Source organism: Sphingomonas sp. FW306-1B-B10E (assembly GCF_058782005.1).
Genome location: NZ_JBYSXG010000034.1, coordinates 1 through 21,044 on the forward strand (window position 1 = coordinate 1; position 21,044 = coordinate 21,044).

The following is a 21,044-nucleotide window of genomic DNA, read 5'->3' on the forward strand; positions in this document are numbered from 1 at the left end:
GAGGGGCTGGCCGCAGGGGACGGTACTCGGTGAGACACCTTTCCCTCCCCTAGCCCCTCCCGTAAGCGGGAGGGGAACGTGCTATCCCCATAGCCGAACCCCAGGCGCCAGACGCCGCCTTCCCAGCCATAATGCGTCTCGGTGGAGACCGAGATCGCCAGGTCCATCCCCTCAAGCCCGGGCCAGGCCCGCGCCATTTCGAGCAGCAGCGGCACGTCGAACTCGCCGCTCGCCGAATGCGCGATCACCCCGTTGGGCGCGCCGCCGGTACGGATCCGGCGGGTCAGCGCGCGGGTGTCGATCCCCGACAGCCCGATCCGGGCGTGCTTCTTCATCCACGGGTCGAGATGCTCGGTGCTGCGGAAGTTGCTCGGCTCGGTGACGTCCTCGCGGACGATCATCCCCAATGCATGCGGCTCGTCGGCCTCGACGTCATCGGGATTGGCGCCGACATTTCCAATGTGAGGGAAGGTGAAGTTGATGATCTGGCCCGCGAACGACGGATCGGTCATGATCTCCTGATAGCCGGTCATCGCGGTGTGGAAGCAGACCTCGCCGACCGCCTGCCCCTCGGCACCGAATCCCCTTCCCCAGATCACGTCGCCATTGGCGAGCACCAATACGCCAGTGGCTCCTGCGGGCACGGATATGGGTTTGGCTTCGGCCATGTAAGGGTGGCGCTCCAATAGAGGTTGCTGCGATGTCGCTAAGTGGTGGCGGCTAGACCCCTCCCCGCCCCGCGTCAACCGGTTCACGGACCGGCCGGTTTCGGCTAGGGCTGATCGCTTTCCGATTATCGAGAGAGACCATGATTCGCGACGATATCAAGGCCGCGCAGATCGCTGCAATGAAGGCCGGCGACAAGGAAGCGCGCGGCGCGATCAGCCTGATCCAGGCGGCGATCAAGAATCGCGACATCGAGGCGCGCACCGGCGCGGCGCCGGCCGACGACGATGCCTTGGTGGTCGAAGTGCTCCAGAAGATGGTCAAGCAGCGCCGCGAATCGATCGAGATGTACGCCAAGGGCGGCCGCCAGGAGCTCGCCGACGCCGAGGCGGCCGAGGTCGCGGTGATCGAGCGTTTCCTGCCCCAGCAGATGAGCGAGGCCGAGACCGCCGCGGCGATCGAGGCGATCAAGGCCGAGCTCGGCGCGAACGGCATGAAGGACATGGGCCGCGTGATGGCCGAATTGAAGGCGCGCCACGCGACCACGCTCGACATGAGCAAGGCGAGCGCGGCGGTGAAGGCGGCGCTGAGCTGAGAAGGGCGGGGATCGATCATCCCCTCCCCTAACCCCTCCCGCAAGCGGAAGGGGAACGCATTTGGAAACGCTCGCCACAATCGCTCCCCTTCCGCTTGCGGGAGGAGTCGGGGGAGGGCATGACCGGCGGAGGGGAAGTCATGGAAGACGCCAATCGCGCCCGACAGCTGAGAAACAATCCGACCCTTGCCGAGCAGCGGCTCTGGGAGGCGTTGAGCGCACGCGGCGTGGCGGGCGTCCGCTTCAATCGTCAGGTGCGCATCAAGCCCTATATCTGTGACTTCGTGTCACGGAGCCGCAAGCTTGTCATCGAAGTGGACGGCGGCCAGCACGCGGACTCCATCGAAGACGCGCGACGCACATGCTACATCGAATCAAAAGGCTATCGCGTGCTGCGCTTCTGGAACAACGATGTGCTGGCCAATCTGGATGGCGTAGTAGTCGAGATCGAGCGCGTGCTCGCTTCACTCCCCTCCCCCAGCCACTCCCGCAAGCGGAAGGGGAGCGCACTTGGTGAGCCCTTGATTTCATCGCTCCCCTTCCGCGCAGCGGGAGGGGTCGGGGGAGGGGCTGGCCCGAAGGACAACGAGTCTTGAGCCTCACTCCCCAATTCCTCGACGAGCTCCGCGCCCGCACCCTGCTCTCGGGCCTCATCGCCAAGACGGTGAAGCTCCAGAAGGCCGGCCGCGAGTTCCGCGCCTGCTGCCCGTTCCACAGCGAGAAGACCCCGAGCTTCTACGTCAACGACGACAAGGGCTTCTACCATTGCTTCGGCTGCTCGGCGCACGGCGATGCGATCCGATGGATGACCGATCAGCGCGGGCTGCCGTTCATCGACGCGGTCAAGGAGCTTGCCCAGGCCGCCGGCATGGAGATGCCCGCGCAGGATCGCCACGCCGCCGAAAAGGCCGAGCGCGCCAAGGGGCTGCACGAGGTGATGGCCGACGTCGCGGCCTGGTTCACCGAGCGGCTGAACGGCATCGAAGGCGCCGAGGCGCGCGGCGTGCTCAAGCGCCGCGGCATCACCGACGCGACCGCGCGCAGCTTCGGGCTTGGCTTCGCCCCCGATTCGCGCGGCAAGCTCCGCCAGGCGCTCGCCACCTATGGCGACGCGATGCTGGTCGAGGCGGGCATGCTCATCCAGGTCGAAGAAAAGGAGCCGTACGACCGTTTTCGAGGGCGCCTGATGATCCCGATCCGCGACGTCCGCGGCCGGGTGATCGCGTTCGGCGGGCGGATCATCGGCGACGGCGAGCCGAAGTATCTGAACTCGCCCGAGACTCCGCTCTTCGACAAGGGGCGCACGCTCTACAATCTCGATCGCGCCCAGGCCGCCGCGCGCAAGACCGGCCGCATCCTAGCGGTCGAGGGCTATATGGACGTGATCGCACTCGCCCAGGCCGGGTTCGAGGAAGCGGTCGCCCCGCTCGGCACCGCGCTCACCGAGCACCAGCTCGAGCGGCTGTGGCGGATGGCCGAAGTCCCCCTGCTCTGCTTCGACGGCGACAGCGCAGGGCAAAAGGCTGCATTGCGGGCGGCACACCGCGCGCTGCCGATGCTCCAGCCGGGCCGCAGCCTCGCCTTCGTCACCCTGCCAGAGGGGCTCGACCCGGACGATCTCGTGCGCAGCAAGGGCGCGGCGGCGTTCGAGGCACTGCTCAAGGCGCCACAGCCCCTGGTCGACCGGCTCTGGCAGAGCGAGCTCGCCGCCGAGCCGCTCGACACGCCCGAACAGCGCGCGGGCCTCAAGCGCCGGCTGAGCGCGCTCGCCGAGAGCATCGCCGACGCGAACGTCAAGCACGAGTACCTCGCCGAGTTCCGCGCGCGCGCCGACGCGCATTTCGGCCGCGGCCCGCGCACTTTCGAGACGCGCACCCAGCGCGGCCTCGCCCCTGCCCGCGGCAAGCGCGACAAGCGCGGCAATTGGCAACCGCCCGAGGCACCGCCCTCCGCCATCGCACGCGGTCTCGGCGCTGCCGGGCTCGATCCGATCCTCGCGCGCGCCGTGCTCGCCGGGCTGATCCGCCATCCCGCGGAGATCGCGCGCCATATGGAGGTGCTCGGCAGCCTGCGCAGCGCCTCGGGCGCGCTCGGCAAATTGTTCGAAGCGGTGATCGACGTCGCGCTCGAGGACCGGCAGCTTGATAGCGGCAAAGTCCTCACCATATTGGCGCGGTCCGGATTTGATTCCGTGGCGAGCGACTTGTTGCGGGCCGACACGCTTCCTTTCTCGTTCACCCGCAAGCAGGCGGACGAAGCGAGGGCGCGCGAGGACCTCAACGAGGCGATCGCGGTGATGGTGGCACAGCCGGCGGTGGACGCGGCATTGGCCGAAGCCACCGCGGCGCTGAGCAACGACGGGTCGGAAGAGGCGTTCACGCGGCAAGTGTCGCTTTCGCGCAGGCGCCAGGAGCTCCAGGCACGGCTTGCGAATCTGATGCTTGCGGACGAAGAAGATTTCGAGGATTAGGGCGGCGTATAATAGCCGCCATCTGGATTTCGAGGGTTATTGATGGCGAAGGCGAATGGCGGCGGCAGCGGCGAAGACACCACGATCGACGTGGGTGACGCACCGCTGATCGATCTCAACGAAGGCACGCTCAAGAAGCTTGTCGCCCGTGCGAAGAAGCGCGGCTACATCACCGTCGATCAGTTGAACGAAATGCTGCCGCAGGATCAGATGACCTCGGAGCAGATCGAGGACGTGATGTCCGCGCTCAACGACATGGGCATCAACGTCGTCGAGAACGAGGAAGGCGGCGAGGACGCCGAGGCCGAGGACGATACCCCCGACGAAGTCGATGCGACCGACGGTGGCAGCGACGAGCCGGCCTTCGAAGTCGCGAAGAAGAAGGAGACGGTCGATCGCACCGACGATCCCGTCCGCATGTATCTGCGCGAGATGGGCGCGGTGGAGCTGCTCAGCCGCGAAGGCGAGATCGCCATCGCCAAGCGCATCGAGGCCGGCCGCGACACGATGATCCTCGGCCTGTGCGAGTCGCCGATCACCTTCAATGCGATCATCGGCTGGTCGAATGCGCTCAACGAGGGCACGATGCAGCTGCGCGAGATCCTCGATCTAGACGCGATGCTCTCCAAGGGTCCCTCGGCCGAGCAGGTCGAAGGCGCCGAAGACGACGATACCGGCGAGATCAGCGAAAAGACTGCCGGCACGTCGTTCAAGGAAGAGGACGAGCCCGAGGAAGTCGCCGAGGAGGAGGACGAGGACTCGATGACCGAGCGCCGCGCGCCGCGGATCTCGGACGACGAGGAAGAGGACAATACCCTCAGTCTCGCCCAGATGGAGGAGACGCTCAAGCCGCAGGCGCTCGAGAAGTTCGCCAACATCACTTCGGTCTACAAGAAGTTCTCCAAGGTCCAGCAGGCGCGCCTCGATGCGATGGCGGCCGGCGGCGAGCTGCCCGCGGCGAAGGAACGCGAGTACCACAAGCTGCGCGAGGAGCTCACCGCCGAAGTCGAGAGCGTCCAGTTTCACAACGCGAAGATCGAATATCTCGTCGACCAACTCTACAGCTTCAACCGCCGCCTGACGACCCTGGGCGGGCAGATGCTGCGCCTCGCCGAGCGCCACAAGGTGCCGCGCAAGGACTTTCTCGACCGCTACGTCAACCACGAGCTCGACGAGAATTTCATCGCCACGGTCGAGAAGCTCGACAAGAAATGGGCGGCATTCGCGGCCAATGAGGCCGCTGCGGTCGATCGCATCCGCATCGAGATTTCGGAGATCAGCCAGGCAACCGGCATGGCGCTCGCCGAGTTCCGCCGCATCGTCAACATGGTCCAAAAGGGCGAGCGCGAGGCGCGCATCGCCAAGAAGGAAATGGTCGAGGCGAACCTGCGCCTCGTGATCTCGATCGCCAAGAAGTACACCAATCGCGGGCTGCAGTTCCTGGACTTGATCCAGGAGGGCAATATCGGCCTGATGAAGGCGGTCGATAAGTTCGAGTACCGGCGCGGCTACAAGTTCTCGACCTACGCGACCTGGTGGATCCGCCAGGCGATCACCCGGAGCATCGCCGACCAGGCGCGGACGATCCGCATCCCGGTCCACATGATCGAGACGATCAACAAGCTGGTCCGCACCAGCCGTCAGTTCCTCCACGAGCAGGGCCGCGAGCCCACGCCCGAGGAGATGGCCGAGCGCCTGAGCATGCCGCTTGAGAAGGTGCGCAAGGTGATGAAGATCGCCAAGGAGCCGATCTCGCTCGAGACGCCGATCGGCGACGAGGAAGACAGCCACCTCGGCGACTTCATCGAGGACAAGAATGCGGTGATCCCGGTTGACGCCGCGATCCAGGCCAACCTCAAGGAAACGGTCACCCGCGTCCTCGCCAGCCTCACCCCGCGCGAGGAGCGCGTGCTGCGCATGCGCTTCGGCATCGGCATGAACACCGATCACACGCTCGAGGAAGTCGGCCAGCAGTTCAGCGTGACGCGCGAACGCATCCGCCAGATCGAGGCCAAGGCGCTGCGCAAGCTCAAGCATCCGAGCCGCTCGCGGAAGATGCGGTCGTTCCTCGACCAGTAAGCGGCGTTCGCCACCTATCGTGAAAGTAAAACACCCCCGGAATCGCTTCCGGGGGTGTTCTGGTCTTCGAGATGGGCATCGCTGCCCGTCGTAACGCCGGCGCGCCGTGTTCGGCGGCGCGCCTGCGTTCCTCCCCCCGGAATCGAAAACCGGCCGCTCGTCGCGCGTGGCAGCGCCCCCCGGTGCCGCCCGCAGCAACTCTGCGCAGGCCATCTCGATAGCGGATTCCGCGATTTGACGGTTGAACGCATGTCCCGCGCGCTTGCGTGATGATCTCACGCCGTTCGATTTGACGTTAAGGCGCGCAGCCCGGGGTTATTTTGGGACAGCCTGCCACACTGCCGCAGCAACGCCGCCGCCGCCGACGCTGAACGGAGGGCTGTCGTCATTGCCGTCGATCTGCAGGACGAAGGCGGCGCTGAGCGGCGACTTGCGGTGCCGCGGCCGCGGCTGCTCGCGCAGGATGTCGTAAACCGCATAGCGCCCGCCGGCCCGGGCCGTGACTTCGGGCGCGGCATCGCGCACGACCGCCACCCTGCCGGTGGGCCTGGTCTCGGCGATCAGCGAGACTTCGGGCAGGCGCTCGAGCCGGGCATTCCCAGCGGGAAGCATGAAGCGTTGTGGGAGCGTCTTGTCGGCCGCCGGCGCGGGGGCGCGCAAATTGGCGGGATCCTTGATCAATCCGGCGACGGCGGTCGGAGGGACGCTGACTCCGGATCGCTCCCCCGCCAGCGCGGGACAGGATAATCCGCAAAGGATCGCACAGGAAATCAGCGTATTGCGCATCACCGTTTCCCCAAAAACCGTGAAGTTACCTCAGGCTGACCTATTCGAGGCTGTAATGCAATCCGGTTCGCTTCGTTCCGCCGCGCCCGGCGCTCGCCGCACCCCAAGGATCGCCTGTTTTCTCGAATGAAGTCCCTACGGAGAGAGAATATGCCGGGGGCGCTAAAGCCCGGTTAAGAACGGCAAAAATCCCGGCATCGCTGGACCACGGGGCATCCGCCCACGCGATCCGGCAACACCGGGATTTTTTGAAAGCCGAAAGCGGGCCGCGGCGCGGCCGGCGCTTACTTCTTGCCGAGCGAGAGGCCGCCGAAGCGCTTGTTGAAGCGCGCGACCTGGCCGCCCTGGTCGAGCATCTGGCCGCGGCCGCCGGTCCAGGCCGGGTGCGCGAGCGGATCGATGTCGAGCGTCATCAGATCGCCTTCCTTGCCCCAGGTCGAGCGAGTCTCGAACACGGTGCCGTCGGTCATCTGGACCTTGATCATGTGATAATCGGGATGCGTGTCAGTCTTCACGGTCAATTCCTTGGAAATGCCGCCGGTTTCCGACCGGCAGCGGACGCGCGCGGTTAGCAGAGGGGCGCCGCCAAGGCAACCTCCCCTGCCCGGTCAAGCGCTTAACTCAGTCGGCGGGCGGCTCCGCGATCATCGCGGTGAATTCGCATTCGGTCGCGATGTCGTCGCCGAGATAGGCCTTGCCGGCGAACTTGCAGACGCGCGACCGCTTCTGGACGAACTCGACCTCGAGCCGCAGCAGCACGCCCGGCTCGACCGGCTTGCGGAACTTCACGCCATCGATCGACATGAAATAAACGAGCTTGCCCGAGCCTGCGAGGCCGAGGCTCTCCACCGCGAGGACGCCGGCCGCCTGGGCCAGCGCTTCGACCTGGAGCACACCGGGCATGATCGGACGCCCGGGGAAATGCCCCTGGAAGAATTCCTCGTTCATCGACACTGCCTTGATCGCGACGATGCGCTGGTCGATGACCAGTTCCTCGACGCGATCGACCAGCAGCATCGGATAGCGATGCGGCAACGCCGCCATCACCCGCTTGATATCGAACGGGCCGATGGAAGCGTTGCCGGTGTCGGTCTCGCTCACCGCGGCTCGGCGGGCTTGGGCTGCGTGGTGGTCGCCGCCGGTGCCGCGGCGGGAGCAGCAGCACCCTGCTGCTGTGCAGCCGCCTGCTGATAGGCTTGGATCTGCGCGGCCTGAGCGATCTGCTGCTGGATCGCCAGCGTCTCGCGCGAAGGCTGCCAGTTCGCCGGCGGCTGGATGCTCACCGTCGGAGTGGTCTTGTCGATCTCGGCAATGATCGCCTGGCTGATATTGGCCGAATCGGGCGCGTACATGAACACTTCGGGCGAGAGCACGACGCTGATCTTGCGGGCATTCACGACGCGAAGCTGCGCCGCTTCATACTGGCGCAGCACCGATTCGATCGCGAACAGCTCGGCGCGCGCGGCAGGATTGCTCAGGCGGCTCATGTCGTTCTGGGCATTGGCCTGCGCGGTGCGGATCTTCTCGATCGCCGGGTTCTTGGCGGTCTGCGCTGCCTTGGCCTCTTCCTCGCTGACCTTGCCGTCCTTGTTGCCGTCGAGCTGGGCGACGAGCGGCTTGAGCTCGGTGTCGAGCTGCTGGCGGCGCTGCTGCATCTGGTCGAATGCAGCCTTGTAGGTCGTCGAGATCTGCTGGTTGGCAGCCGCGAACGCCTTGGAGCCGGCGACGACGCTGGTCGGGTTGGCATAAGCGATGCCCGAGACCTGCGCCTCGGCGGGCGCAGCGATCGCGAGCGCGGCGGGAGCGGCGAGCATCGCCGCCAGGAGAGCTTTCTTCGTAATCATCAGAACTGGGTCCCTACGTTGAATGTCACAAGCTTGGTATCGTCGCCCTTCTCGTGCATCAGCACCTTGGCTACGTCGATGCGGAGCGGGCCGAACGGCGAATTCCAGTTGACGCCGAAGCCGACCGAGACGCGCGGCTTCGCGGAATCGCCGACGAACTGCTCGAAGAACGGTGCGGTGGTATACGCCGTGTTGATCGTCGTGCCCACGCAGTTCGTGGTGGTCGTGCCATAGCCGACCGCGCACGGCGTCACCGCACCCGAGTTGGGGACGAGGAACAATGGGTTGTTCGAGCCGTCACGCAGCTGCTTGGGCAGCAGGGTCGGCGAGCCGTCCTTGTTGAACAGCAGTTTGCCTTGGGCGTCCTTCGCCTGCTCGAAATCGATCGTCTTGCCGGGTCGCGTGATCCCGAACAGGCTGCCCGCCATCACGAAGATCGACGGACGCAGCCCAAGCTCCTGCGCACCGGCGCCAAGCGGGATCTCGAGCTCGGCCTTGGTCAGGTAATAGGCCTTGCCGCCCAGCGCGTCGTCAACGATCTGGTCCTTGTCGGTGACCAGCAGCTGGGTCCCGGTCGTGGGATCGCCAGTGAAGGCGATGCGCTGGACGCGCGGACCGACGCCGCGAATGTCGAAGCCGCGGAACTGCGGCTCGCCAAGATAGAAGCGGTCCGTGATGCGCACCGGGTCGGCGCCGTCACGTGCCTTTTCGAGGCTGTGGATATAGCCGCCCTCGGCCGAGAGCGAGCCGATGAAGCCACTGCCGACATTCCAATATTTGCTGCCCTCGGCGCGGGCGCGCAGATACCGCACTTCACCGCCCAGGCCGGCGAACTCGCCGCCGACGCTGAGGCGCTGGCCGCGCGTCGGGCGCAGGCGGCTGTTGAGGCTGTCATAGATCAGCGACGCGCCGACCAGCGAAGTGATCCGGTTGCCCACGGCCTCGCAATAATAGCGGCCGGCCTTGAGCGGATCGCAGACGCCATTGGTGTAGAAGGACGACTTGTCGAGCGTCACATTGTCCTGGCGCAGCGTGTAGCGGCCCGACAAAGTCCAATATTCGGTGAGCGGCAGACCGGCGACGAGCTGTCCGCCGGTCGCGACCTGGCTGTAGGTCGTGCTGCGATCGCTGCCGATATAATTGAACGCGTTATAATCCTGGCGGAACAGCGTGCCGCCCAGAGCGATGTTGGTGTTGAACAGATACGGCTCGGTGAAGCCCAGTTCGACCGACTTCGAATAGCTCGAATAGTCGACCGAGGCCGACACGGTCTGCCCCATGCCGCGGAAATTGCCCTGGCGGATCGAGGCCTGAAGGATGAAGCGCTCGAGGCTGGAGAAGCCCGCCGACAAAGTCAGCTGGCCGTTCGGCCGCTCCTCGACATTCGCCGCGAGCACGATCCGGTCGGGCGCCGAGCCTTCCTTGCGCTCGATCTCGAACTTGTCCTGGAAATAGCCGAGGCTGTTGATGCGGTCCTGCGAGCGCTTGACCAGGAAGGTGTTGAACGCATCGCCCTCCGCGACGCGGAATTCGCGGCGGATGACCTTGTCCTGGGTCTGGCGGTTGCCGGTGATGTCGATCCGCTCGACATAGGTGCGGTTCGCCTCGCCGATGTGGAAGTTCATCGACATGGTGAGCTTTTCGCGGTCGCGGTCGTATTCGGGCTTCACGTCGGCAAAGGCATAGCCGAAGGCACCCGCGGTCTCGCTCAACTGCTCGATCGTGTCCTCGACCGCCTTGGCGTTATACCATTCGCCCTCCTTGATGCCGAGCGCCGAGGCGAGCTTCTTGTCGTCGAAGTCGCGGATCGCGCTGTCGACCGTCACCGGGCCGTATTTGTAGCGCGGACCTTCCTCCACCACGTAGGTGATGATGAAGTCCTTCTTGTCCGGCGTCAGCTCGGCGATCGCCGAGATCACGCGGAAATCGGCATAGCCCTCGGTCAGGTAGAACTGGCGCAGCTTCTGCTGGTCGTAGGCGAGGCGATCCTGGTCGTAGCTCGTGTTCGAGCTCAGCAGGCTCTTCAGGCTGGAGACCTTGGTCGCCATCTGGCCGCGCAGCTTGCCGTCGGAGAATATCTCGTTGCCGATGATGTTGATCTGGCGGACCTTGGACTTGGGACCCTCGTCGATCTCGAAAATGACGTCGACGCGATTCTGGTCGAGGCTGACCATCTTGGGCTCGACATTGGCGGCGAAGCGGCCCTGGCGGCGATACAACTCGATGATCCGCGCGACGTCGGCGCGCACCGCGGTGCGGGTGAAGATCTGGCGCGGCGCCAGCTTCACTTCCTTGCCGATCTTGTCCTGCTTGAGGCGCTTGTTGCCCTCGTAGATCACACGGTTGATCACCGGATTCTCGCGGACCCGGATCACCAGGTCGCCGGTCTCGACCCCGGCGATCGACACGTCGGCGAGCAATTCGGAGGCGAGCAGATCCTTGATCGCCTGGTCGACCGACTCGTTGGTGTAGGTGTCGCCGGTGCGCAGCCGGGTATAGGACAGCACCGTCTCGGGCTCGAGGCGCTGCGCGCCTTCGACGCGAAGCGAGCGGATCGTCCGCACCACCTGCACCGGCGCGGGTGCCGCGACCGCTTGCGGCGCGGGAGCTGCGGGCGCGGCTTTTGCCGGAGCAGGCCGGGCGGGCGCCGTCCGGGCGGGAGCGGTCTGCGCCTGCGCGAGGCCCGAGAGCATGGTGCCCGCAAGCAGCGTCGCAGTGGCGCGTGCGCCGAAATGATAAACCTTGATCGTCACATCCCACCCCAAGTCGGATTTCGAGTAATGCCGCTGCCCACGCGACGCCGGAACAACCGCCCCTGCCTGAACCGCATCAGCCGATCAACCCGGCCAGATTTTTCCACACGCCGAAGGCGCCCAGATCGTTGAAGGTCACCAGCAACATCAGCGCCAGAATTGCGATCAATCCGCCGCGGAAAGCCCATTCCATCACCTGCGGCTCCACCGGCCGGCGGCGCACGGCCTCGACTGCGTAGAACAGCAGATGCCCGCCATCCAGCACCGGAACTGGCAAGAGGTTGATGAATCCGAGATTAATGGAAATGAGCGCGATCAGGAACACGAACTCGGTGGCGCCCATCGAAAGGCGCTCGCCCGAGACCTGGGCGATCTTGAGCGGCCCGCCAAGCTCGGAGAGCGGACGCCGGCCGGTGATGATCTGCCCCAGCCCATCGAGGGTCATCTGAACGATATCGATCGTCTGGCGGATGCCGACCAGCGGCGCCTCCAGGATGCCGACCGACTTGAGCACCGGCGCGGCGTTGCCGACGCCGAGCACGCCGGTGCGGTATTTGTTGCCGAAGCGATCCTGCTCCTCGCGAACGCCGATCACCGTGTCAGCGCGCATCGACTGACCGTCGCGCTCGAAATCGATCGTTACCGCCTCGCCGGGGCGAAGCTGGGCGTATTTGGCGATGTCGGTGAATGTCTCGACCGAACGCCCGCCCAACCCTGTAATGCGGTCGCCGGGTCGTAGCCCTGCGACGGCGGCTGCACTGCCGGGCTTGACGATTCCCAGCACCGAGGGGGTGACGTTCTGGCCATAAGCGAAGGCGAAGGCGCTGAGGATCACGATCGCGACGATGAAATTGGCGATCGGCCCCGCCGCGACGATGATCGCGCGCTGCCAGAGCGGCTTGGCCTGGAAGGTCTGGGCACGCTCCTGCGCCGGCAATGCGAGCCATTCCGCCGAGGGCTGGCCCGCTGGGTTCATGTCGCCGGCGAAGCGGACATAGCCGCCGAGCGGCAGCCAGCCGAACTTCCAGCGCGTGCCCCTCTTGTCGGTAATCCCTGCAACTTCGCGTCCAAAGCCGATCGAGAATTCCTCGGCCTTCACGCCGAACCAGCGCCCCGCGAAATAATGGCCGAGCTCGTGGAGGAAGACGAGCGGCCCCAGCACCAGCACGAAGGCGAGGAAGTAGACTGGGATGGCCGGGGATTCGATCAAAGCACGCAGTCCTTCACACGCTCGCGCGCATAGTCCCTCGCCTCGGCGTCGATTGCCAACACGGCATCCAGCGAGTCCGGGGCGGCCGGGTCGTAGCGCGCCAGCGTATCGGCAACGATTGCGGCAATTTCAAGAAATGCGACTTGGCCTGCAAGGAATGCGGCGACCGCAACTTCATTGGCAGCGTTGAGGATCGCCGGACGCGCGCCGCCGGCGGCCAGCGCGTCACGCGCCAGCGCCAGCGCGGGAAAGCGCACCGGGTCGCTGGCCTCGAAATCGAGCCTCCCCACCTTGGCGAGATCGAGCGCTTCGCACGGCGTCTCCATCCGCTCGGGCCAGGCCAGCGCATAAGCGATCGGGGTGCGCATGTCCGGCGTGCCCAGCTGGGCCAGCACCGAACCGTCGACATATTCGACCATCGAATGCACCACCGACTGGGCGTGCACGAGCACGTCGAGCTGGTCGGCGCGCACCGGGAACAGATGAAACGCCTCGATCAGCTCGAGCCCCTTGTTCATCATCGTCGCCGAATCGACCGAGATCTTGGCCCCCATCGACCAATTGGGGTGCGCCACCGCCTGCGCCGGGGTGATCGCGCGCATCGCCTCCAGCGGCGTGGTGCGGAACGGCCCGCCGCTGGCGGTCAGGATGATCTTGCGCACCCCGCGCGGCGCCGTGCGATCGAGGCACTGGAACACCGCATTGTGCTCCGAATCGACCGGCAGCAATGTCGTCGCGTGCGCGCGCGCGGCTGCCGTCATGACGTCGCCTGCGGAGACCAAAGCCTCCTTGTTGGCGAGCGCGACGGTGCCGCCCGTCTCTAGCGCGGCCATCACCGGCTTGAGCCCAGCGGTGCCGACGATCGCGGCCATCGTCCAGTCGGCACCCATCCGCGCCGCATCGCAGACCGCATCGGCCCCTGCCCGTGCCTCGACGCCGCTCCCGGCGAGTGCCTCGCGCAAGGCGTCGAGACAGGCCTCATCGGCGACCACCGCAAGCTTCGCCCGCGTGCGGATCGCCGCAGCGGCGAGCTTGCCGACGTCGCGATGCGCCGTCAGCGCCACCACTTCGAACTGCTCGGGCGCGCGCTCGACCAAGTCGAGCGTCGAGCTTCCCACCGAGCCGGTGGCACCCAAAATCGTCACGGTCTTCATCAGGCGAACGCCAATACCAGCAATGCGGCCACCGGGGCTACTGCGACGAGGCCGTCGAGCCGATCGAGCACCCCGCCATGCCCGGGCAGCAGATTGCCCGAATCCTTGACGCCGGCCTGGCGCTTGAGATGGCTCTCATAGAGGTCGCCGAGCTGCGACAGCAATGCGAGCACCGGGGTGAACAGCGCCAGCACCACCGGCAACCCGAAGCTGACGACCAGGATCGCGGCGAACACGCCCGACGCGGCGAGCCCGCCGATGCACCCCGCCCAGGTCTTGTTGGGGCTGATCGCCGGCGCCAGCTTGGGCCCGCCGATCGCGCGCCCCGCGAAATAGGCGCCAGTATCGCTGGTCCACACCAGCGCCATTGCCCACAAGGTGAACAGGAAGCCGTGCGCCGGATGCTCGCGCAGTACCAGCAGCCCGAGCACCGGCAAGCCGACATACAGCGTGCCGAGCGCGAGCCGCGGATTGCGGGTCACCGCACCGAGAAAGAAACATGCGGCGAACAACAGGCCGAGCGCCAGGAAGCCCGGCCCCGCGGCGATGCCAGGCGCCATGATCGCGAGCGGCACGGTGAGCGCATATTGCGCCAGTCGCTTCTGCCGAGTGGCGCTCGCGAGATCGGCCCATTCGCCCATCATCAGCAACCCGCCGGCAGCCACGATCAGCCAGAACACCCAGCCGCCGACCCACAAGGCCGCGAAAGCCACGGCGATCAGCACGATCGCGACGACCAGCCGCTTGCCGAGATCCGAATTCTTCGCCGTCACAAGCCTCCGAAGCGCCGTTCCCGCTGGCCGAAGCGGCCCAGCGCGTCCGCCAGCGCCTTCTCGTCGAAATCCGGCCAAAGCGTGTCGACGAACAGCAATTCGGCATAGGCCGCTTGCCACAGCAGGAAGTTGGACAGCCGCTGCTCGCCCGACGTGCGGATCAGCAGGTCGAGCGGCGGCAGGTCGGCGGTCTCGAGCTCGGCTTCGAAGCGCGCTTCGTCGATCGCCGCCGGATCGAGCGCCCCGTCGCGCGCCTGTTCGGCGAGCCGGCGCGTCGCCGCGAGGATCTCCGCCTGCGCGCCGTAATTGAGTGCGATCACCAGGATAGGGCCGGGATTGGTCGCAGTCCGCGCCACTGCGGCGTCGATCATCGCGACCAAGTCGGGCGAAAGCCCGCGCCAGTCGCCGATCACCCGCAGCCGCACGCCCTCTTCGACCAGTTCGTCGAGCTCGCTCGCCAGGAAATGGCGGAGCAGTCCCATCAGGTCGCGGACCTCGTCCTCGGGCCGGCGCCAATTCTCCGAGGAGAAAGCATAGAGCGTCAGCACCTCGATGCCGAGCGTCCGCGCCGCGCGCGCGACGCGGCGGACCGCTTCGACGCCCTGCTTGTGCCCGGCGATCCGCGGCAGGAAGCGCTTCTTCGCCCAGCGCCCATTGCCGTCCATGATGATGGCGACATGGCGCGGAACGGTGCCCGTCGGGAGATCCGGGGCGGGTCTAGCGGCCACGGCTGCCCACCCGGAGTGCCGGGCCGGCCATGCCCCCGGCATGACCTGAACAGCTGCGCTGTTCGCCCTTCACTTGCCCAGGATTTCCTTTTCCTTCGCCGCCGCGGCTGCATCGATGTCGGCGATCGTGCTGCCGGTGATCTTCTGGACCTCGGTCTCGAGCCGCTTGCGGTCGTCCTCGCCGAACACACCCTTTTTCTCGTCGGTCTTGAGGCTGTCATTGCCGTCGCGGCGCACGTTGCGCACCGCGATGCGCGCCTTTTCGGCATATTGGTTGGCGAGCTTGGCGAGTTCCTTGCGGCGCTCTTCGGTCAGATCGGGGATCGGCAGGCGCAGCGTCTGGCCGTCGACGATCGGGTTGAGGCCCAGCCCGGCCGAGCGGATCGCCTTGTCGACCGGGCCGACATTGGTCTTGTCCCACACCTGGACCGACAACATGCGCGGCTCGGGTGCCGAGACGCTGGCGAGCTGGTTGATCGGCATGTGCGAACCATAGACCTCGACGGTCACCGGATCGAGCAATGTTGTGGATGCGCGGCCTGTGCGGAGGCCCTGAAGGTCGTGCTTGAGCGCCTCGACCGCGCCGGCCATGCGGCGCTCGATATCTGCCTTGTCGTAAGCGGCCATTACGGCTCTCCCTTATGCGGATGCGGTTTCGTTCTGGACGATCGTCGACACGCCCTCGCCGCGCAGCACGGCGGCCAGATTGCCGGGTTGGCGGATGTTGAACACGACGATCGGAATACTGTTGTCGCGGCAGAGCGCGATCGCGCTCGCGTCCATGATCTTGAGATCCTCCGCGAGGACCTTGTCATAGGTCACGGTTTCGAAACGCTGTGCGGTCGCCACCTTCTTGGGATCCGCATCATAGACGCCGTCTACCGACGTGCCCTTGAACAAGGCGTCGCACTTCATCTCCGCGGCGCGCAGAGCGGCACCGCTGTCGGTGGTGAAATAGGGGCTGCCGACGCCGGCGGCGAAGATCACGACGCGGCCCTTTTCGAGATGGCGCTCGGCACGGCGGCGGATGAACGGCTCGCACACGCTCGCCATCGGGATCGCCGACTGGACCCGCGTCTCGACGCCGATCTGCTCGAGCGCATTCTGCACCGCGAGCGCGTTCATCACCGTCGCGAGCATGCCCATATAGTCGGCGGTCGCGCGCTCGAACCCGCGCGCCGCGGCGGCAAGCCCACGGAAGATGTTGCCGCCGCCGACGACGACGCAGACCTCATAGCCCTTGGCGCGGGCATCGGCGATCTCGCCCGCGACGCGGGCCGTGACGGCAGGATCGATCGCGAGACCGCCCTCTCCCATCAGAACTTCGCCCGAAAGCTTGAGAAGGATGCGTTTGAAGCGGGGAGCGGTCATGAAACCCTTGTCGATACGGCGGATACGGGAGCGGCGCGGACCCTAGAGGAGGCGCGCGGGAGGGACAAGCGCAGAAGCCGTGCAGATGCGGCGGATTTTGGAAAGCGCATGCTGGCCTCCTTCTCCCCTTGTGGGAGAAGGAAGGGGCCCGCTGCAAAGCAGCGGGAAGGATGAGGGGGACGTAAAGTGAAGCACACTCCCCCTCACCCTTCCGCCGATTTCATCGGCTCCCTCCCTCTCCCACAAGGGGAGAGGGAAGCGGGCATGCCTCGACGCCGCGCGCCCCAAACGAAAAACGGGCGCCGCCACCAAAGGGTAACAGCGCCCGCCATTCAGGTCCGGGAAGACCTTACTTGGTGAGACCGGCGGTCGCAGCCACTTCGGCGGCGAAGTCGCTCTCTTCCTTCTCGATGCCCTCGCCAAGCTGGAAGCGGACATAGTCGGTCAGCGTGATCGTCGCGCCGGCGTCCTTGGCCGCCTTGGCGATGACGTCCTGCACCGGGGTCTTGCCGTCGATCACGAACGCCTGGGTGAGCAGCGCGTTCTCCTTCTTGAACTTCTCGATCGGCCCGTTGAGGATCTTCTCGGCGACCTCGGGCGACTTGCCGACGATCTTGTCGGCATTCTTCTCGCGCAGGATCGCAGCCTCGCGCTCGACAACCTCGGCATCGAGGCCCTCGATGTTCAGCGCCAGCGGGAAGGCCGCGGCGATGTGCATCGCGATCTGCTTGCCGAGCGGCTCGAGCACGTCAACGCCGGCATCCGATTCGAGCGCGACGAGCACGCCGATCTTGCCGAGGCCAGGCGCCGCGGCGTTGTGGACGTACGGGATCACCGCGCCGTTCGACACTGCGACCTTCTTGGCGCGGCGAAGCACCTGGTTCTCGCCGATCGTCGAGATGTTGTTGGTGAGCACTTCCTCGACGGTGCCGCCGGCCGGCAGCGGCGACGCCTTGAGCGCGTCGATATCGTCGCCCTTTTCGAGCGCGACCGCAGTCACGTCACGGACGAAGCTCTGGAAGATCTCGTTCTTGGCGACGAAGTCGGTCTGCGAATTGACTTCGACCGCGACACCCTTGGTGCCCGCGACGGCGACGCCGACCAGGCCCTCGGCCGCGGTGCGGCTCGACTTCTTGGCGGCGGCGGCGAGGCCCTTCGAGCGCAGCCAGTCGCTGGCGGCTTCGAGATCGCCATTGGTCTCGCTCAATGCCTTCTTGCAATCCATCATGCCGGCGCCGCTCTTTTCGCGGAGCTCCTTCACGGCTGCTGCAGTGATCTCGGCCATGTTTCTTTCCTCTAGCTTTGGCGGCCGGGACTCAGCCCCGGCCAGATATCAAAAGCCCGTTCGCCCTGAGCTCGTCGAAGGGCCGTTCTTCTTTGTTGCCGCGCCGGACGAAGAAAGACGGTGCTTCGACAAGCTCAGCACGAACGGGGTTTTGGAATGGGCACCTACGAACTGACCGGGCGCCTAGTGCGTCCCTATGTCAGTTCGAAGACATCCGGTTTCAACTCACGCGTCGAGCTGGCGCTCGCCCTCTTCGGCCTGCTCGGGCGTGGTCGCCGCGGCAGGCGCCTCGGGATCGGCTGCCGGCGCCGCGAATTCCTCGGCGGTCACGACCGGAGCGTCGGCGGCAGGCGCCTCGGCCGGAGCCGGAGCGGGGGTACGCAGCGCCTCCTCGACCGGGGGCTGTTCGGCGGCGCCGAAGTCATAGCCCTGGTTGCGCATCTGGTCCTGGCCACCGCGGGTCGCGGCGATCGCCACAGCCTCGCAGTAGAGGCGGATGGCGCGGCTGGCGTCGTCGTTCGCCGGAACCGGGAAGGCGATGCCGTCCGGGCTGACGTTCGAGTCGAGGATCGCGACGACCGGGATGCCGAGCGTGTTGGCTTCCTTGATCGCGAGCTCTTCCTTGTTCGCGTCGATCACGAACATGATGTCGGGAACGCCGCCCATGTCGCGGATGCCGCCGAGCGAGAGCTCGAGCTTGTCGCGCTCGCGGGTGAGCTGGAGCACTTCCTTCTTCGTCAGGCCGACGGTGTCGCCCGACAGCTGCTCCTCGAGGGTCTTGAGGCGCTTGATCGAGTTGCTGATCGTCTTCCAGTTGGTGAGCATGCCGCCCAGCCAGCGATGGTTGACGAAATGCTGGTTCGCGCGGCGGGCTGCCTCGGCGATCGGCTCCTGCGCCTGGCGCTTGGTGCCGACGAACAGGACCTTGCCGCCCGAAGCGACGGTCGACGAAACGAACTCGAGCGCGCGCGCGAACAGCGGCACGGTCTGCGAGAGGTCGATGATATGGACGCCGTTGCGGTCGCCGAAGATGTAGGGCTTCATCTTCGGGTTCCAGCGGTGGGTCTGGTGGCCGAAATGCGCGCCCGATTCGAGCAATTGCTGCATGGAGACGACAGGTGCCGCCATAGGGATAACTCCTTCCGGTTGAGCCTCTGGGAAGCGGGAACCGCGATTCGTCGCGGCACCGGGTTATGATGCTTCCCATGCGGGTTGAGGCGGGCCGCTTAGCCGAACGCTCCCGTCGACGCAAGCGGAACAAGTTTGGAACATTGCGCTTGACGCAGGAACGTTAACGGAACATAAACGGTTCAGAAGCGGGGTATGGAACACCTCACGAAGCCAAGTCGTTGGAATCATTACATTCCGCCGGTTTGCGTGCGGATAGGAGCTTATGATGACTGGAATTGCGATCGCCCTGCTGTTCGGCTCCGCCTTCCTGGCCTCGCTGTGGGCGATGTTCGCCTCGATCGCGCCTCAGCGTCACCGCTTCGTCGAGCTGTTCCGCCCGGTCGTGGTGCTGCCGGCGCTGCCGTCGCGGCTCGGCCGGGTTACGGTTCGCGCCGTTCCAGCGCGCCTGCCGAAGCGGGTGCCGCTGCGCGCTGCTGCCTGACGCGACGATAGCTGCGCACGCTGAACGGTATCGAGGCGAGATAGGCCAGTCCGAGCAGCGCCAGCGTCGGCCACGGCGCCGAGACCAAAGCCGCGACGAGCACCACCAACACCACGATCGCCTCGAAGCGCAGCCGCTGCTTGAGCCGGACCGTCGGTGCGAACGTGGCGATGCTCGAGATCATCAGCACCGCGATGAACGCCGTCCACGGCGCGATCACCGCGGGCGCGCGCAGCAGATGGTCGATGGTCTCGACGAACGCGGGCGCCGCACCGCCCGCTTCGGGCCGAAGCAGTTCGTTGGTCCAGTTCCACAGGAAGACCGGCGTCAGCGCGAGCATCGCTCCGGCCGGCGCGGGCACGCCGGTGAGGAACCCCGCCGATTTGTGCGGCTGGTGCTCGCGGTCGATCTGAGCGTTGAACCGCGCCAGGCGCAGCGCGCAGAACAGAGCAAGCAGCAGTGCGATCATCCAGCCGAAGCGGCCGAGGGCGCTCAGCGACCAGAGATAGAGGATCAGCGCCGGTGCGACGCCGAACGAGATCGCGTCGGACAGGCTGTCGAGCTCGGCGCCGAAGCGGCTTTCGGCACGCACTAGTCGGGCGATCTTGCCGTCGAGCCCGTCGAGCACCGCCGCGGCGAGCACCATCAGCACCGCGGTGTCCCAATTGCCGATGATCGCGAAGCGAATCGCCGTGAGCCCCGAGCAGAGCGCGAGCGCAGTGACGGTGTTGGGCAGCACCGCGCGCAGCGGGATGCCGCCTTCGCGGCGCAGCCGTGGAATGGTACGCCGGCCCACGCGGGGCGGCCTCATTGGGCGATGCCGGCCGCGCGGGGCGCCCCCTTGCGGGCAAGGATCGTCTCGCCGGCGATCGCGCGCTGGCCGAGCGCGACCTCGACGCCATAGGCTTCAGGGATGAACACGTCGACGCGGCTGCCGAAACGGATCAGCCCAACGCGCTGCCCGCCGACGACCATGTCGCCCGCTTTGACGAAGCTGACGATCCGCCGCGCGACGAGCCCGGCAATCTGCGTGAAGCCGATCCGCTGGCCGTTCTTGTCCTCGACGATGATGTACTGCCGCTCATTCTCTTCGCTCGCTTTGTCGAAGTCGGCATTCATGAACTTGCCGGCGATATAGATGACGTGACGGATCGTGCCGGTGATCGGAGTGCGGTTGATGTGCACGTCGAACACGCTCATGAACACCGAGACGCGCAGCATGCTGCCCTCGCCGAGCGCATTCGGGCCGGAGAGTTCAGGCGGAAGCGTGACGCGCTCGATCATCGTGACCAATCCGTCGGCGGGCGAGACGATCAGCCCCTCGCCCTGCGGCGTGACGCGTACCGGATCGCGGAAGAACGCCGCCACGCCGAGCGTCAGGAACACCAAGGGCCAGGTGATGAAGTCCCAGACGAACAGGCTCACCAGTGCGATCGCCGCCGCGATCAGCACATATTTGCGCCCCTCGGGATGGATGTCGGGGAAACGCCACTTCACAGTCGAGGTACCAAGGGGGGGCTTGTCGAGCGATGCCATGCGGCGCGGTGTAGCGGCATGCCCCGCGCTTTCCTAGACGGCGGCGCGCGTTTCGCGTTTTTGCGTGGATGACCGACTGTCGCGCATGCGTTGTCACACACTTGTCGCAGATCGGCTTTGCGCGACACGGCGGGTGGTGTATCTGCCCTCGCCACTGGTTTGAGTTCGGCGCGATTGGAGCA

Annotated in this window: 21 protein-coding genes; 5 read left to right on the forward strand and 16 right to left on the reverse strand. The window is 66.1% G+C overall.

The features are described 5' to 3' along the window. Positions 1–668: carbamoyl-phosphate synthase domain-containing protein (locus tag AC3WJI_RS13705; protein WP_492757832.1), on the reverse strand; the 668-nt coding region annotated here is incomplete at its 3' end. Between the two features lie 140 nt (positions 669–808). On the opposite strand from AC3WJI_RS13705, the gene AC3WJI_RS13710 reads away from it, so the two are divergent. From AC3WJI_RS13710 to rpoD, 4 genes are all read left to right on the forward strand, one after another. Next, a complete protein-coding gene (locus tag AC3WJI_RS13710) occupies positions 809–1,261 on the forward strand; it encodes a GatB/YqeY domain-containing protein (RefSeq protein ID WP_492757833.1) in 453 nt (150 codons plus the stop codon). A gap of 140 nt (positions 1,262–1,401) precedes the next feature. Continuing rightward, a complete protein-coding gene (locus AC3WJI_RS13715; RefSeq protein WP_492757834.1) occupies positions 1,402–1,857 on the forward strand; it encodes an endonuclease domain-containing protein in 456 nt (151 codons plus the stop codon). Continuing rightward, positions 1,854–3,731 (forward strand): DNA primase, encoded by a 1,878-nt coding sequence (gene dnaG, locus AC3WJI_RS13720; protein WP_492757835.1) that lies wholly within the window; start codon positions 1,854–1,856, stop codon positions 3,729–3,731. The genes AC3WJI_RS13715 and dnaG overlap by 4 nt, the downstream gene beginning before the upstream one ends. A gap of 42 nt (positions 3,732–3,773) precedes the next feature. Next, positions 3,774–5,810 carry an RNA polymerase sigma factor RpoD gene (gene rpoD, locus AC3WJI_RS13725; RefSeq protein ID WP_492757836.1) on the forward strand — a complete coding sequence of 679 codons (2,037 nt, stop codon included), beginning with the start codon at positions 3,774–3,776 and terminating at the stop codon, positions 5,808–5,810. Positions 5,811–6,125: 315 nt separating this feature from the next. On the opposite strand, the gene AC3WJI_RS13730 is transcribed toward rpoD, so the two are convergent. From AC3WJI_RS13730 to rpsB, 13 genes are all read right to left on the reverse strand, one after another. Then, on the reverse strand, positions 6,126–6,596 hold the full coding sequence (locus AC3WJI_RS13730) for a hypothetical protein (RefSeq protein ID WP_492757837.1): 471 nt from the start codon (positions 6,594–6,596) through the stop codon (positions 6,126–6,128). A gap of 284 nt (positions 6,597–6,880) precedes the next feature. Continuing rightward, positions 6,881–7,111: a 50S ribosomal protein L31 gene (gene rpmE, locus AC3WJI_RS13735; protein ID WP_492757838.1), complete on the reverse strand. Its 231-nt coding sequence runs from the start codon at positions 7,109–7,111 to the stop codon at positions 6,881–6,883. Between the two features lie 106 nt (positions 7,112–7,217). Beyond that, positions 7,218–7,697 carry a 3-hydroxyacyl-ACP dehydratase FabZ gene (fabZ, locus tag AC3WJI_RS13740; RefSeq protein WP_492757839.1) on the reverse strand — a complete coding sequence of 160 codons (480 nt, stop codon included), beginning with the start codon at positions 7,695–7,697 and terminating at the stop codon, positions 7,218–7,220. Further along, a complete protein-coding gene (locus AC3WJI_RS13745; protein ID WP_492757840.1) occupies positions 7,694–8,440 on the reverse strand; it encodes an OmpH/Skp family outer membrane protein in 747 nt (248 codons plus the stop codon). The genes fabZ and AC3WJI_RS13745 overlap by 4 nt, the downstream gene beginning before the upstream one ends. Continuing rightward, on the reverse strand, positions 8,440–11,133 hold the full coding sequence (gene bamA, locus AC3WJI_RS13750; RefSeq protein ID WP_492757876.1) for an outer membrane protein assembly factor BamA: 2,694 nt from the start codon (positions 11,131–11,133) through the stop codon (positions 8,440–8,442). The genes AC3WJI_RS13745 and bamA overlap by 1 nt, the downstream gene beginning before the upstream one ends. A 136-nt stretch (positions 11,134–11,269) precedes the next feature. After that, complete coding sequence (rseP, locus tag AC3WJI_RS13755; protein ID WP_492757841.1) at positions 11,270–12,403, reverse strand: RIP metalloprotease RseP; 1,134 nt, start codon at positions 12,401–12,403, stop codon at positions 11,270–11,272. Continuing rightward, positions 12,400–13,557, reverse strand: coding sequence for a 1-deoxy-D-xylulose-5-phosphate reductoisomerase (locus AC3WJI_RS13760; protein ID WP_492757842.1), 1,158 nt, complete (start codon positions 13,555–13,557; stop codon positions 12,400–12,402). Before AC3WJI_RS13760 ends, rseP begins: the two co-directional genes overlap by 4 nt. Then, positions 13,557–14,330: a phosphatidate cytidylyltransferase gene (locus AC3WJI_RS13765; protein WP_492757843.1), complete on the reverse strand. Its 774-nt coding sequence runs from the start codon at positions 14,328–14,330 to the stop codon at positions 13,557–13,559. The genes AC3WJI_RS13760 and AC3WJI_RS13765 overlap by 1 nt, the downstream gene beginning before the upstream one ends. Further along, entirely contained in the window at positions 14,327–15,058 is a 732-nt protein-coding gene (locus AC3WJI_RS13770) for an isoprenyl transferase (RefSeq protein WP_492757844.1), read from the reverse strand. Before AC3WJI_RS13770 ends, AC3WJI_RS13765 begins: the two co-directional genes overlap by 4 nt. 69 nt (positions 15,059–15,127) lie before the next feature. After that, positions 15,128–15,685 (reverse strand): ribosome recycling factor, encoded by a 558-nt coding sequence (frr, locus tag AC3WJI_RS13775; protein ID WP_492757845.1) that lies wholly within the window; start codon positions 15,683–15,685, stop codon positions 15,128–15,130. Positions 15,686–15,697: 12 nt separating this feature from the next. After that, positions 15,698–16,429, reverse strand: coding sequence for a UMP kinase (gene pyrH, locus AC3WJI_RS13780; RefSeq protein WP_492757846.1), 732 nt, complete (start codon positions 16,427–16,429; stop codon positions 15,698–15,700). A 349-nt stretch (positions 16,430–16,778) separates the two neighbouring features. Continuing rightward, entirely contained in the window at positions 16,779–17,714 is a 936-nt protein-coding gene (gene tsf / locus AC3WJI_RS13785; RefSeq protein WP_492757847.1) for a translation elongation factor Ts, read from the reverse strand. Positions 17,715–17,939: 225 nt separating this feature from the next. Further along, on the reverse strand, positions 17,940–18,842 hold the full coding sequence (gene rpsB, locus AC3WJI_RS13790) for a 30S ribosomal protein S2 (protein ID WP_492757848.1): 903 nt from the start codon (positions 18,840–18,842) through the stop codon (positions 17,940–17,942). A gap of 268 nt (positions 18,843–19,110) precedes the next feature. On the opposite strand from rpsB, the gene AC3WJI_RS13795 reads away from it, so the two are divergent. Continuing rightward, positions 19,111–19,326, forward strand: a complete 216-nt coding sequence (locus tag AC3WJI_RS13795; protein WP_492757849.1) for a hypothetical protein — start codon at positions 19,111–19,113, stop codon at positions 19,324–19,326. Here AC3WJI_RS13795 and AC3WJI_RS13800 read toward each other — a convergent pair. Beyond that, the gene (locus AC3WJI_RS13800; protein ID WP_492757850.1) at positions 19,265–20,137 is read right to left on the reverse strand and encodes a CDP-alcohol phosphatidyltransferase family protein; all 873 of its coding nucleotides are present in this window, start codon (positions 20,135–20,137) and stop codon (positions 19,265–19,267) included. The genes AC3WJI_RS13795 and AC3WJI_RS13800 overlap by 62 nt on opposite strands. Beyond that, the gene (locus AC3WJI_RS13805) at positions 20,134–20,862 is read right to left on the reverse strand and encodes a phosphatidylserine decarboxylase (protein WP_492757851.1); all 729 of its coding nucleotides are present in this window, start codon (positions 20,860–20,862) and stop codon (positions 20,134–20,136) included. The genes AC3WJI_RS13800 and AC3WJI_RS13805 overlap by 4 nt, the downstream gene beginning before the upstream one ends. Between the last annotated feature and the right edge of the window lie 182 nt (positions 20,863–21,044).

What these genes read in the sequence shown, in the direction of transcription:
- AC3WJI_RS13710 (WP_492757833.1), top strand. Translation starts at nt 809, where the DNA reads ATGATTCGCGACGATATCAAGGCCGCGCAGATCGCTGCAATGAAGGCC.
- AC3WJI_RS13715 (WP_492757834.1), top strand. Translation starts at nt 1,402, where the DNA reads ATGGAAGACGCCAATCGCGCCCGACAGCTGAGAAACAATCCGACCCTT.
- rpoD (WP_492757836.1), top strand. Translation starts at nt 3,774, where the DNA reads ATGGCGAAGGCGAATGGCGGCGGCAGCGGCGAAGACACCACGATCGAC.
- AC3WJI_RS13730 (WP_492757837.1), bottom strand. Translation starts at nt 6,596, where the DNA reads ATGCGCAATACGCTGATTTCCTGTGCGATCCTTTGCGGATTATCCTGT.
- AC3WJI_RS13745 (WP_492757840.1), bottom strand. Translation starts at nt 8,440, where the DNA reads ATGATTACGAAGAAAGCTCTCCTGGCGGCGATGCTCGCCGCTCCCGCC.
- bamA (WP_492757876.1), bottom strand. Translation starts at nt 11,133, where the DNA reads ATGCTCTCGGGCCTCGCGCAGGCGCAGACCGCTCCCGCCCGGACGGCG.
- AC3WJI_RS13760 (WP_492757842.1), bottom strand. Translation starts at nt 13,557, where the DNA reads ATGAAGACCGTGACGATTTTGGGTGCCACCGGCTCGGTGGGAAGCTCG.
- frr (WP_492757845.1), bottom strand. Translation starts at nt 15,685, where the DNA reads ATGGCCGCTTACGACAAGGCAGATATCGAGCGCCGCATGGCCGGCGCG.
- pyrH (WP_492757846.1), bottom strand. Translation starts at nt 16,429, where the DNA reads ATGACCGCTCCCCGCTTCAAACGCATCCTTCTCAAGCTTTCGGGCGAA.
- tsf (WP_492757847.1), bottom strand. Translation starts at nt 17,714, where the DNA reads ATGGCCGAGATCACTGCAGCAGCCGTGAAGGAGCTCCGCGAAAAGAGC.
- rpsB (WP_492757848.1), bottom strand. Translation starts at nt 18,842, where the DNA reads ATGGCGGCACCTGTCGTCTCCATGCAGCAATTGCTCGAATCGGGCGCG.
- AC3WJI_RS13795 (WP_492757849.1), top strand. Translation starts at nt 19,111, where the DNA reads ATGACTGGAATTGCGATCGCCCTGCTGTTCGGCTCCGCCTTCCTGGCC.
- AC3WJI_RS13800 (WP_492757850.1), bottom strand. Translation starts at nt 20,137, where the DNA reads ATGAGGCCGCCCCGCGTGGGCCGGCGTACCATTCCACGGCTGCGCCGC.
- AC3WJI_RS13805 (WP_492757851.1), bottom strand. Translation starts at nt 20,862, where the DNA reads ATGGCATCGCTCGACAAGCCCCCCCTTGGTACCTCGACTGTGAAGTGG.